Source organism: Streptosporangium sp. NPDC000563, assembly GCF_040299985.1.
Lineage (GTDB): Bacteria > Actinomycetota > Actinomycetes > Streptosporangiales > Streptosporangiaceae > Streptosporangium.
Map to the genome: position 1 here is coordinate 238,558 of NZ_JBEPDA010000005.1, position 12,071 is coordinate 250,628.

A 12,071-nucleotide genomic window follows, 5' to 3' on the forward strand; every position below is an offset into this window, starting at 1 on the left:
GGCACGACGTTCCTCGCCCGGCCACCCCGCGCGAGGAGCCCTCATGCTGACCCGGCTGCTCCGCACATACCTGCGCCCCTACTCGTGGGCGCTGACAGCCGTGGTGGTGCTGCAACTCGTCGGCACCATCGCCTTGCTGTACCTGCCCAGCCTGAACGCCGACATCATCGACCGGGGCGTCGCCACCGGCGACACCGGCTACATCCTGTCCGCCGGGGGCTGGATGCTGCTCGTCTCCCTCGTGCAGATCGCCTGCTCGATCGCGGCGGTCTACTACGGCTCCCTCACGGCCACGGGATTCGGGCGTGACGTGCGCGCGGCCGTCTTCCACCGGGTGGGGGGGTTCTCGGCGAGGGAGGTCTCCAGGTTCGGAGCCCCCTCGCTGATCACCCGCGGTACCAACGACGTGCAGCAGGTCCAGATGCTCGTCGTGATGACCTGCACGATGCTGATCGCCGCGCCGATCATGGGCGTCGGCGGCATCGTCATGGCCCTGCGTCAGGACCTCGGCCTGTCCTGGCTCATGCTGGTCTGCGTCCCCGCGATGCTGGTGTCGATCGGCCTGATCAGCGTCCGCATGGTCCCCCAGTTCCGCGCGATGCAGGATCGCATCGACCAGGTCAACCGGGTGCTGCGCGAGCAGCTCACCGGCATCCGCGTGGTGCGCGCCTTCGTTCGCGAGCGCGAGGAGACCCGCAGGTTCGCCGACGCCAACACCGCGCTGACCGAGACGTCGCTGCGCGTCGGGCGGCTGACCGCGCTCATCTTCCCCACCATCATGCTGATCCTCAACATCTCCAGCATCGCGGTCCTCTGGTTCGGCGCCGCGCGGGTGGACAGCGGGGAGATGCAGGTCGGCGCCCTCACCGCGTTCCTCATGTACCTGATGCAGATTCTCATGTCGATGATGATGGCCACCTTCATCTCGATGATGATCCCGCGCGCCGCGGTCTGCGCCGAGCGCATCGTCGAGGTGCTCGACACCGACTCGTCGGTGACACCGCCCGACGACCCCGTACGGCAGGTGAGCGGGCGCGCCGAGCTGGAGATGCGTGACGTCGAGTTCCGCTATCCGGGCGCGGCGGCACCGGTGCTGTCCGGCGTCTCCTTCCGTGCGAGCGCGGGACAGACCACCGCCGTCATCGGCAGTACGGGCTCCGGCAAGACGACGCTGATCTCGCTGATCCCCCGGCTGTTCGACGCCACCTCCGGCACGGTGTCGGTCGACGGCGTCGACATCCGCGACCTGGACCCCCAGATGCTCTGGACGCGCATCGGCCTGGTGCCGCAGAAGCCGTACCTGTTCAGCGGCACCGTCGCGAGCAACCTGCGCTACGGCGACCCGGACGCGAGCGACGCGGAGCTGTGGGAGGCGCTGGAGGTCGCCCAGGCCCGTGACTTCGTCGAGGCGATGCCCGAGGGCCTGGAGGCACCCATCGCGCAGGGCGGCACGAACGTGTCGGGCGGGCAGCGGCAGCGGCTCGCCATCGCGAGGGCGCTGGTCAGCAAGCCTGAGATCTATCTGTTCGACGACTCGTTCTCGGCTCTCGACCTCGCCACCGACGCGCGGCTGCGCGCGGCCCTGCGCCCGCACACCGCCGATGCCACCGTCGTCATCGTCGGCCAGCGGATCTCCACCATCGCCGACGCCGACCAGATCATCGTGCTGGACGACGGTGTCGTCGTCGGCCTGGGGACTCATGACGAGCTGATCGAGTCCTGCCCCACGTACCTGGAGATCGTCGAATCCCAACTGGCCTCGGAGGCCGCAGCATGAGCAGCGACCGGCCCATGACGACCACGCGACCGCGTCCCCCGATGCCCGTCGGAGGCTTCGGGCGCGGCCCCTTCGGGGGGGCCGCCGGGATGCCCGCGGAGAAATCGATGACCTTCGGGCCGTCGGCGCGCCGGCTCTTACGGCGCCTGGCCCCCGACCGCCCGAAGCTGCTGGTCGTGATCGCCCTCGCCGTGACCAGCGTGGTGCTGAACGTCCTCGGACCGAAGATCCTCGGCCACGCGACCGACCTGATCTTCACCGGGGTGATCGGCAGACAGCTGCCCGCCGGGACGACCCCTGAACAGGCGATCGCCGCCGCCCGCGCCGCGGGCAACGACAACTTCGCCGGCCTGCTCTCGGGAATGGACTTCGTACCCGGCCGGGGCATCGACTTCGGCGCGCTGGGCACGGTCCTGCTGTGGGTCCTGGGGATCTATCTCGCCGCGTCGGCCTTCGGCTGGCTCCAGGGTTACCTGCTCAACGACGTGGTGCAGCGCACCGTGTTCCGGCTGCGCGAGGAGGTCGAGGAGAAGCTGAACCGGCTCCCGCTGCGGTTCTTCGACGGCCAGCCGCGCGGCGAGCTGCTCAGCCGGGTCACCAACGACATCGACAACGTCTCCCAGAGCCTGCAGCAGACGATGAGCCAGCTACTGGTCTCACTGCTGACCGTGATCGGCGTGCTGACGATGATGTTCGTGATCTCGCCGCTGCTCGCGCTGATCGCCCTGATCACCATCCCGCTGACGATGTTCGTCACCGCGCTGATCGCGAAGCGCTCGCAGAAGCACTTCGTCGCGCAGTGGGCCCACACCGGCAGTCTGAACGCCCACATCGAGGAGGCGTTCACCGGTCACGAGCTGGTGAAGGTGTTCGGACGCCGTCCCGAGGTCGAGGAGGTGTTCAGGCAGCGGAACGAGGAGCTGTTCAAGGCCGGCTTCGGCGCCCAGTTCGTGTCGGGGATCATCATGCCGATGACGATGTTCATCGGGAACCTCAACTACGTCGCCATCGCCGTCGTCGGCGGCCTGCGGGTCGCCACCGGGTCGATGAGCCTGGGTGACGTGCAGGCGTTCATCCAGTACTCGCGGCAGTTCACCCAGCCGCTGACCCAGGTGGCCTCGATGGCGAACCTGATGCAGTCGGGGGTCGCCTCGGCCGAGCGGGTCTTCGAGCTGCTCGACGCCGAGGAGCAGGCACCGGATCCCGCAGCCCCGGTGCCTCCCACCGTCAGGCGGGGCCGCGTCGAGTTCGAGCACGTGTCCTTCAGCTACGACCCGGAGCAGCCGCTCATCGAGGATCTGTCCCTGGTGGCCGACCCCGGGCACACGGTCGCGATCGTCGGTCCGACCGGCGCGGGCAAGACCACCCTGGTCAACCTCGTCATGCGCTTCTACGAGTTGAACTCCGGACGGATCACCCTCGACGGCGTGGACGTCACCGCGATGCGCCGCGACGACCTCCGCTCGCACATCGGCATGGTGCTCCAGGACGCCTGGCTGTTCGGCGGGACCATCCGCGAGAACATCGCCTACGGCAATCCGCTCGCCACCGAGGAACAGATCCAGGCCGCCGCACGGGCCACGTTCGTCGACCGGTTCGTCCGTTCCCTGCCCGACGGCTACGACACCGTGATCGACGACGAGGGGGGCAACGTCAGCGCCGGGGAGAAGCAGCTGATCACCATCGCCCGCGCCTTCCTCGCCGACCCGTCGCTGCTCATCCTGGACGAGGCCACCAGCTCGGTCGACACCCGCACCGAGGTCCTGGTGCAGCACGCGATGGCCGCGCTCCGTTCGGACCGCACCAGCTTCGTCATCGCCCACCGGCTGTCCACCATCCGCGACGCGGACCTCATCCTGGTGATGGACGCGGGCCGCATCGTCGAGCAGGGAACCCACGACGAGCTGCTCGCCGCGCGGGGCGCCTACCACCGCCTGTACTCGGCGCAGTTCAGCGGTGCCGTGGTCCTCGAGGGCGACGAGCCCGCCGGGGAGGCGGTGGCCACGACAAGAGGGTGATCGCGACCGGGGCGACGGCCACGACGAGAGGTCGACCGCCACCGGAGCGACGACCACGAGGAGCGGATGATCACAGCGGGAAAGCGGTGATCACGACGAGAGACCGACCGCGGCCGGTGAACAGGTAACCGGCCGCGGTCGATCCCGACGCCTCACTCCGCCCGCCCCAACTTGCCTAATTCACCACAGCGGTGGTACCACAGACGTGGCACCACCGCTGTGGTGATTAGAGGGGAGCAGGGCATGAGGGGAAGAGCCGCCATCGTGGGGGCCGGGATCAGCGGCCTGACGACCGCCATCGGGCTGCGCGGCATCGGGTGGGAGGTGCACGTGCTCGAACGCTGGCCGAAGATCAACTCCCAGGGCACGGCCCTCGGAGTGCGGCCCGACGCGCAGGCCGCGCTCGCGCGGCTGGGACTGGACGAGGAGCTCCGTCGCCGTACGGTCCCCTACCGGCGGGCCCAGATCCGCACGCCGGGTGGCCGCAGGATCGCCGACCTCCCGCTGGAGCGCATCGAGCGCAAGGGCGGCGCGCCGGTCCTGATGTTGTCCAGGATCTCCCTGATGGAGATGCTGCTCGACGCCGCGGGAGACGCCTCGATCACGACCGGCACGGAGATCACCGATCCGGAGGCGCTACGCGGAGAGTACGACCTGGTGGTGGGGGCCGACGGGTTGCGCAGCACGGTCCGCACGGCGTATTTCGGCACCGCCGTCCGCCCGCGCTACACCGGGATCGTGGCCTGGCGGGGCGTCGTGGGGTTCGAGCCGGACCTACGCGGTGAGACCTGGGGACCCGGCCAGGTGTTCGGCATCACTCCCCAGGAACCCGGGTCCACCAACTGGTACGCCGCCGTGGCGACACCGGAAGGCCACCGGGAGACCCTTGACGAGCTGCGTGCCCGCTTCACCGGCTGGCACGACCCGATCCCGAGGATCCTCGCCGAAGTCGACGAGGAGACCGTTCTGCGGCACGAGATCCACGAGCTGTCCTCGCACCTGAGATCCTTCGTGACGGGCAACGTCGCCCTGGTCGGCGACGCGGCGCACGCCATGTCACCGGCCCTCGGGCAGGGCGCGTGCCAGGCCCTGCTGGACGCCGTCGCTCTCACCGACTGCCTCCGCACCGCGGACGAGGTCGAGACCGCGCTGCGCGCGTACGACGCCAGGCGCAGAAAGCCCGCTCAGCGTCTCGTGACGATGTCGCGGCACATGGCCCGCTTCTCGAACCACCCCCTGACGGGACCGCGCAACGCCCTCCTGCGCCTCCTCCCCGCCTGACCACGGCCAAGACCTCCCGCTCGACCTCGTCCGAAGACCTCCCTCCCGGCCACGGCCACGTCTTTCCGCCCGACCACGGCCAGGACTTTCCGCTGACCGCAGCCGAAGACGCGACACCCTCACACGCCTTCCCCCGCCCGACCTCGGCCAGAGCGGCAACGCGCTCATGCACCCCCTACCGCTTGACCTCAACCAAAGATGAGGTCGCAAGCTGGTCGGGACATCCTCACCCACGAAGGAGATCCGCATGATTCTGGTCACCGGAGCGACCGGCAAGGTCGGCGGGCAGACCGTCACCCAGCTCCTCGACGCGGGCCTCCCCGTACGCGCGCTCACCCGTGACCCCACCTCCGCCGCCCTCCCGAAGGGCGCCGAGGTCGTACGCGGTGATCTGGCCGACCCCGCCACGCTGGACGACGCCCTGGACGGGGTCGAGTCGGTGTTCCTCGTCTGGCCCACCCTCTCGGCCGACCACGCGGCACCCTCGACCATCGAGAAGATCGCCAAGCACGCCCGCCACGTCGTCTACCTCTCCGCACGCGGTGTCCCCGACCCCGCACCGGGCACGCCCGAGCCGGACCCGAACTCGATCCTCGGCTCCCATGCCCTCATCGAGCGGCTGATCGAACGGTCCGGGCCGGAGTGGACGTTCCTGCGGCCCGGCGGGTTCGCCGCCAACACCCTGATGTGGGCCTCGCAGATCCGCGACACCGGCACCGTCCGCTGGGTGCACGGAGGGGCCACCAGGGCACTCATCCACGAGCGGGACATCGCCGCCGCCGGGGTGAGCGTGCTCACCGGCACGGGCCACGCCGGAGCGAGGTACGTGCTGAGCGGCCCCGAGACCCTCACCCAGATCGAGCAGGTGACCGCCATCGGCGAGGCCGTCGGCCGGGCGGTCCGCTGGGAGGAACTCCCGCCCGAGGAGGCGCTGCGCGAGCTGGTCGACCAGGGCTGGCCGCCCGCGGCGGCGAAGGGGCTGATCGACGGGCACGCGCAGATGGCGATGTTCCCCGAGTCGGTCACCTCCACCGTGGAGGAACTCACCGGAAGGCCGGGCACCCCGTTCCGGCAGTGGGCCGCCGACCACGCCGACGCCTTCCGCTGACGCGCCTCGGCCGGCTATTCGTCGTCGATTCCCGGCAACACCGAGAAAGAGGTGAGCCGGCGAAGAGAGCGGCGTGTTCCGCGAATGTCGAGATCACCGGTGGCGGTGACCTGCAGACGGCATCCGGCGCTGTTCACGCGTCCGGGGTGCCGTCCGCTCGCGTCCGGTGCGAATACGGATACAGCAGCAGTCGGAGCTCGCCCCGATCGTGTTTGCGGTCGCGACGTGCGCGACTGACGCGAAGTTCGCCACCTTGGCGTCGTGCCGCACACCGGTCGCTAGCGGGGCGTTCCTTCGCGCTCGCCTCGTCGGGCGAGGCGTTGGAGTTGTCCTTCGTGCACGTCGCTCACCCACTCCCAGCCGGGCTTCGCCGACGGGCCGACCCGTGGGTCGGTGGAGACGTGGCCGTCCCGCAGCGCGAGTACGTACGCCCGATCCAGGTCGATCCGCGCCCGCACCTGGTCGGATCCGCCGACGGACCCGTGGCCGGGGACGACGACGTCTACGCCGTCCGCCACGCCCTCGATCAGGTCCAGCGCGGTGAGGTATTCCTCGATCGGGTCGGCGGTGCCCTCCATGTCGAGCATCGGGACCAGGACGTCGGACAGCATGTCGCCGGCGACGAGAACCCCGCGTTCCTCGATCAGCAGCGCCGCGTGGCCCGGGGCGTGCGCCCGGTGCTCGATGATCCGGATCTCGGGGCCGTCCCAGGGGATCCGCGTGGTTTCCGCGGGCAGTCCGGTGATGAGGCCGAGCAGGTCCATCGGCACCTGCCCGGCGATCTCCGTCTCGAGCAGGTGGTCGGCGATGCGGTCCTTCGCACCCGCCTCCGACAGCTGCTCCCGGATCGTGGCCGCGCAGCGCGCCGTGCCGTAACGGGGCGCCTCGCCGAGCCCGGCGTGCCAGAGCAGGTGGTCCCAGTCCGGATGCGTGGAAAACCCCGCCACCACGGGCCGGCCCGCCTCGCGAAGGTCGTTCGCGAGGCAGTCGAGCTCGGAGCCGGTCACGCCGGGGTCGACGAGCAGCACACCGGCCCTGCCCCGCACCACAACGGTGTTGGTCTGCACGAACTCGCTCTCGTGGACCCACACCCCCTCCGCGACCTGCTTCAGCACGAGCCCGTCTCCTTCGCGTCCCGGATGGCGTAGTGATGCATCGTGACGCCCTGGTCGAACGATCGCTGCTCCAGCAGGTCGAGATCGATCGGCAGGTCGTAGTCGTCGAACAGCGGCCTGCCGAAGCCGAGGATCGCCGGATGGGTGAAGAGCAGCAACTCGTCGAGCAGCCCCGCCCGGAGCAGCTGCGTGGCGAGCGCCGCGCCGCCCACACCGATGGTGCCGTCGGTCTGGTCACGGAGGGCGGCGAGCTGCTCGATCGCGTCGTCCCCACCGATGATCCGGGTGTCGTGATCGGCGCTGTGGCGGGTGCGGGAGACGAGCACCTTGGGGGCCGCCGTCCAGATCTCGCCGTATTCACGCAGGAAGTCCGGCAGCGACGCGTCCTCGCGCGCCCGCGGCCAGAACTCCTCCATCGTCTCGTACATGACCCGGCCCTGGACCATCACCGCGAGCTCCCGCGCCCGCGCGTTGAACTCGCGGTGCAGCTCCTCGCCGATGCGCAGCCACTCGCCGGCGCCGTTGTCCCCGGGAACCTGCTCGATCCGCAGGTCGAGGGACACGTTCATCCAATAGAGGAAGCGACCCATCAGCTCCTCCTTCCCATAGTGCTTGCATTTTGCAACTACTATATTGGCAACGAAACAACCGTCAAGGAGGAGTCGTGGAACCACGGTCCGGCTGTCCGATCAACGCAGGCGTCGAGTTGCTCGGAGATCGCTGGTCGTTGCTCGTGCTGCGCGACATCATCTTCGGCGACCGCCGATACTTCCGCGCGCTGCTCACCGGGTCGATCGAGGGCATCGCCTCGAACATCCTCGCCGACCGCCTCAAGCGGCTCATCGACGCGGGGATCCTCACCCGCGGCGCCGCGGGCCGCGGGCAGCGCGCGCGCTTCAGCCTCACCGAATCCGGCATCCAGACCCTGCCGATCATCTACGCCCTCGGCAACTGGGGCCTCGACTGGACCTCCGGCAGCGCCGAGCTCCGCAGCCGCCAGCAGCTCATGCGCGACGAGGGTCCGGCGTTCGTCGAGGAACTCATGGACGAGCTCCGCGTCCGCCACCTCGACGCCCCGCCGAAGCCGCACGAAGGCCCGGGCGCGTTCGAGCGACTCAACGCCGCCTACGTCGCCTACGTCGCCTCCGGCGGCTCCGGCGGCTCCGACTCCCGCCCGTAGACGGCGTCCAGGAGATCGCGGACGAACCGATCGAGATCGTTCAACCCGGCGGCGGCCAGGGTGTCGTGACCGTCCGCCAGCAGGTGCGGGACGGCGGCGTGCATGGCCAGCGTGACGGCGGCGGCGCGACGCGGGGTGACGGGCAACCCGGCGGCGCGCTGGGCCCGCTCGAAGTCGGTGAAGTCGGCGGCCGCGATCGCGTCGAGTATGGTCGCCAGCCACGGCCTGCGCGCCGCCTCCGCCTGGAGTTCCAGGTAGGCGAGCAGGCGAGAACGACCGGGACCCGCGACGTTCTCCAGAAGCCCGCGGAACATGGCCACCAGCCCGTCCCGATCGACGGGTTCCCCTCCCGGCACCTGGTGGTACAGCTCGACGCAGCGCTCGGCGATCGCCCGCAGCAGGGAGTCTCTGGTCGGGAAGTAGTTTTTCGCGGTGCCCGGCGGGGTGGCCGCGACGGCGTCGACGGCCCGGTGGGTGAGGCCGCGCCCTCCGGTCTCCGCGAGCACCTCGATGGCCGCGTCCCGCAGGCGGTCTCGCCGCTCCCGATTCATCTCGCCGACATTACCACCACACCCGTGGTGACTTCTGCCGGCGACCTTGGGACGCAGCGACCTTGAGGCGGTCCCGCCCTCGTCGGCCGCCTGGACGAGATCACCCGGGAAGACGCGGCGGGCATGACCGGACACGGCGGAACTTCCGGCCAGGCCCGCGGGCGGGCCCCGAGGCCGCTCCACCCGTACGGATGGGGCAGCATGGAGGGGTGAGCGAGGGTACGAGCACACTGGCGAGACTGCTGACCGGGGGCGGCGTCCTGGTGCTGAGCGGGGCCGGGATCTCGACGGAGTCGGGGATCCCCGACTACCGGGGACCTGGCGGGACCCTGAACCGGCACACCCCCATGACCTACCAGACGTTCACCGGCGATCCGGTGGCCAGGCGGCGCTACTGGGCCCGCAGCTACCTCGGGTGGCGGGCGATGACCCGGGCCGCTCCGAACAACGGCCACCGCGCGGTCGCGTCCCTCCAGCGGCGGGGCCTGGTCTCCGGCATCGTGACGCAGAACGTCGACGGCCTGCACCAGGCGGGCGGCGCCCGGTCCGTCATCGAGCTGCACGGCAACCTGCGGGAGGTGGTCTGCCTGGGATGCGGCCACTCCAGCCCGCGCGAGGAGCTGGACCACCGCCTGACCGAGGCGAACCCGCGCTTCGGCGCCCTGCCCACCGCGATCAACCCGGACGGCGACGTCGAACTGCCCGACGAGGAGATCGACGGTTTCCAGGTGGTCGGATGCCGGGCGTGCGACGGAGGGATGCTCAAGCCCGACGTCGTCTTCTTCGGGGAGACCGTTCCGGCGGAGCGGGTCCGCACGTGCTTCTCCCTCGTGGAGGAGGCGCGGCTGCTCCTGGTCCTCGGGTCGTCCCTCACGGTGATGTCGGGCCGCCGGTTCGTGCTGCACGCCGCGAAGCTCGGCATCCCCGTCGCGATCGTCAACCAGGGCCCGACCAGGGGCGACGGCTACGCGGCACTCACCGTCGACGGCCCTTTGGGCACAGTCCTTCCCGAGCTGGTCCGCCTCGTCGACACCGAGATCGACACCCAGACGGTGCCCACCGGCTCACCCCGCTGATCCGCCCGTCCGGTCCGACACGCCCAGCACGGCCCGTACGACGGCGTCGGTGTCGGCGAGGTCCTCCAGCACCAGCTCAGGCCCCGCCTCGCTCAGGACGTTCACGTCGTTGAAGCCGGTGGCGACCGCGATCACCCTCGCTCCACCCTCATGACCCGCACGGACGTCGTTCGGCGTGTCACCGATCAGCACGGTGTTGCGCACGGTGAAGGAGTCCCCGTACTTGTCGGCGGCGCGTCGCTGCGCGCCGGCCACCAGCGCGGCGCGGTCCTCGTGGTCGGTGCCGTACGCGCCCACCTCGAAGTCCACGAAACCGTCCAGCCCGAAGACGGTGAGCTTGCCGATCGAGACCGCCTCGGTGTTGCCGGTGAGCACCGACTGCACCACGTCCTCGCGTTCCGCCAGCGCCGCGAGCACCTCGCGTGCCCCCGACAGGGCCCGGCCACGCTCCCGCATGACGGCCTCGCGCACGACGAACGCCTCGGCGAGGGCGACATAGAAGGAGTCGAGGAGCTCGTCCGACACCTCGACGCCGTGCGCCTGGAGGATCTCGGAGATGATCGCCCGCTCGGTCCGCCCCGCCACGCTCACCGGGTGTTCCATCCTGCGGCCGGTGGTGGCGTGCAGCGCGTGGTCGTAGGTGTCGGCGGTGACACCGCCGGCGTCGATCAGTGTGTGGTCGATGTCCCACAGTACGAGCGTTCTCGGGGAGCTCACCGCCCGAGCATAACGAAGCCGGGATCCTCGGCCCCTGACGGCCCGGCCTCCTGGAAGAGCGCGACCCCGATCGCCGACGAAGGCCCGAGCCCGACGCAAACGACACAGCGGAGCGTGAACGGCGTGGGACGGCGTCCGCACGACCGCCCGCGAGCGGGTCGGCCCCCGTCTGGAGGCCGCTCGCCCACATCCTCGTCCGTCAGAGGTCGACGCGGGCCAGGAGCGGCAGGTGGTCGCTGCCGGTGGCGGGCAGGGTCCAGGCGGCGACGGGGACCGCCGTACGGGTCATGACGTGGTCGATCCCGGCGAGGGGGAGGGCCGCGGGCCAGCTGAAACCGAACCCCCTCCGCGCCGAGACCAGCCGCGAGGTGAGCGGGGCCAGGCCACGGTCGTCGACGGTGCCGTTGAGGTCGCCCAGCAGAACGACCCTGTCCAGCGTCTCCGAGGCGACGGCCGCACCCAGCGCGGCGGCGCTCTCGTCCCTGCGGCCGGACCCGAAACCGTCCGACGGCCGGATACGGATCGAGGGAAGATGCGCGACGTACACGGCCACGTCCCCCTGTGGCGTCCGCGCGGTGACCCGCATCCCACGGTTCCAGTCGGGTCCGACGTCCGCGGGCCTGATGTCCACCGGCCGCACGTCCGCCAGCGGGAACCTGGACCACAGGCCGACGGTGCCCACGACCGCACGGTGGGGGTGGCCGGAGGCGAGAACGTCCTCGTAGAAGGGCCGGACGACAGGCGTCAGCTCCTCCAGGGCGATGAGGTCGGCCCCGGCCCCCGCCAGGGCGAGCGCCGTCCCCTCGTGGTCGGGATTCTCCTCGCCCACGTTGTGCTGGAGCACGGTCAGGTCACCCGCCGCCTCCCGGTCGGCGGGCAGCACCCGCCCGCCGAAGACCACGCCCCACACCGCCGCGGGCAGCACCAGGGACACCGTCGCGAGGACCGAGCGGCGCAGCAGCGCCAGACAGAGCAGCGCGGGAACGGCCAGGCCAGCCCACGGCAGGAAGGTCTCCAGCAGGCTGCCGAGATTGCCCACGCCGTTGGGCACGACGGCGGGGAACGCGAGCAGCACCGCCACCAGCACGGCGACCGACGCGAGAACCCGTCCCCGCGACCGCGTTCCCGAAGCCCCTGAGGACCTTGAAGACCCCGAGGATTCCCCGGATGCTCCGTCCGACGCGTCCCGCCCCTGCCCCCGTCTCCCTCCCCACGCCCGGAGCCCGGCCCGGCGAGCGTCCTTCTTCC

The 12,071-nt window shown here is 70.7% G+C and carries 11 protein-coding genes; 6 read left to right on the forward strand and 5 right to left on the reverse strand.

Annotated elements, in window-relative coordinates:
* Nucleotides 1–43: 43 nt before the first annotated feature.
* The 4 genes from ABT352_RS16150 to ABT352_RS16165 all read left to right on the forward strand — a co-directional run bounded on the left by ABT352_RS16150 (nucleotide 44) and on the right by ABT352_RS16165 (nucleotide 6,184).
* Nucleotides 44–1,777 carry an ABC transporter ATP-binding protein gene (locus tag ABT352_RS16150; protein ID WP_350945607.1) on the forward strand — a complete coding sequence of 578 codons (1,734 nt, stop codon included), beginning with the start codon at nucleotides 44–46 and terminating at the stop codon, nucleotides 1,775–1,777.
* 107 nt (nucleotides 1,778–1,884) lie between these two features.
* Complete coding sequence (locus ABT352_RS16155) at nucleotides 1,885–3,795, forward strand: ABC transporter ATP-binding protein (protein ID WP_350945608.1); 1,911 nt, start codon at nucleotides 1,885–1,887, stop codon at nucleotides 3,793–3,795.
* Between the two features lie 243 nt (nucleotides 3,796–4,038).
* A complete protein-coding gene (locus ABT352_RS16160) occupies nucleotides 4,039–5,076 on the forward strand; it encodes an FAD-dependent monooxygenase (RefSeq protein ID WP_350945609.1) in 1,038 nt (345 codons plus the stop codon).
* Nucleotides 5,077–5,323: 247 nt separating this feature from the next.
* On the forward strand, nucleotides 5,324–6,184 hold the full coding sequence (locus ABT352_RS16165) for an NAD(P)H-binding protein (protein ID WP_350945610.1): 861 nt from the start codon (nucleotides 5,324–5,326) through the stop codon (nucleotides 6,182–6,184).
* A gap of 278 nt (nucleotides 6,185–6,462) precedes the next feature.
* Here the strand turns inward: ABT352_RS16165 and ABT352_RS16170 are convergent, their stop codons facing one another.
* The gene (locus ABT352_RS16170; RefSeq protein ID WP_350945611.1) at nucleotides 6,463–7,299 is read right to left on the reverse strand and encodes an MBL fold metallo-hydrolase; all 837 of its coding nucleotides are present in this window, start codon (nucleotides 7,297–7,299) and stop codon (nucleotides 6,463–6,465) included.
* Nucleotides 7,293–7,889 (reverse strand): dihydrofolate reductase family protein, encoded by a 597-nt coding sequence (locus tag ABT352_RS16175; protein ID WP_350945612.1) that lies wholly within the window; start codon nucleotides 7,887–7,889, stop codon nucleotides 7,293–7,295. Before ABT352_RS16175 ends, ABT352_RS16170 begins: the two co-directional genes overlap by 7 nt.
* Before the next feature lie 74 nt (nucleotides 7,890–7,963).
* Here ABT352_RS16175 and ABT352_RS16180 point away from each other — a divergent pair, with 74 nt between their 5' ends.
* Nucleotides 7,964–8,479: a winged helix-turn-helix transcriptional regulator gene (locus ABT352_RS16180; RefSeq protein ID WP_350945613.1), complete on the forward strand. Its 516-nt coding sequence runs from the start codon at nucleotides 7,964–7,966 to the stop codon at nucleotides 8,477–8,479.
* On the opposite strand, the gene ABT352_RS16185 is transcribed toward ABT352_RS16180, so the two are convergent.
* Nucleotides 8,434–9,030 (reverse strand): TetR/AcrR family transcriptional regulator, encoded by a 597-nt coding sequence (locus tag ABT352_RS16185; RefSeq protein WP_350945614.1) that lies wholly within the window; start codon nucleotides 9,028–9,030, stop codon nucleotides 8,434–8,436. The genes ABT352_RS16180 and ABT352_RS16185 overlap by 46 nt on opposite strands.
* Before the next feature lie 191 nt (nucleotides 9,031–9,221).
* Here ABT352_RS16185 and ABT352_RS16190 point away from each other — a divergent pair, with 191 nt between their 5' ends.
* Complete coding sequence (locus ABT352_RS16190) at nucleotides 9,222–10,106, forward strand: NAD-dependent protein deacetylase (protein ID WP_350945615.1); 885 nt, start codon at nucleotides 9,222–9,224, stop codon at nucleotides 10,104–10,106.
* Here ABT352_RS16190 and ABT352_RS16195 read toward each other — a convergent pair.
* Nucleotides 10,095–10,823 (reverse strand): HAD family hydrolase, encoded by a 729-nt coding sequence (locus ABT352_RS16195; protein ID WP_350945616.1) that lies wholly within the window; start codon nucleotides 10,821–10,823, stop codon nucleotides 10,095–10,097. The two genes, ABT352_RS16190 and ABT352_RS16195, sit on opposite strands and share 12 nt — an antisense overlap.
* A gap of 199 nt (nucleotides 10,824–11,022) precedes the next feature.
* Nucleotides 11,023–11,910: an endonuclease/exonuclease/phosphatase family protein gene (locus ABT352_RS16200; protein ID WP_350945617.1), complete on the reverse strand. Its 888-nt coding sequence runs from the start codon at nucleotides 11,908–11,910 to the stop codon at nucleotides 11,023–11,025.
* Between the last annotated feature and the right edge of the window lie 161 nt (nucleotides 11,911–12,071).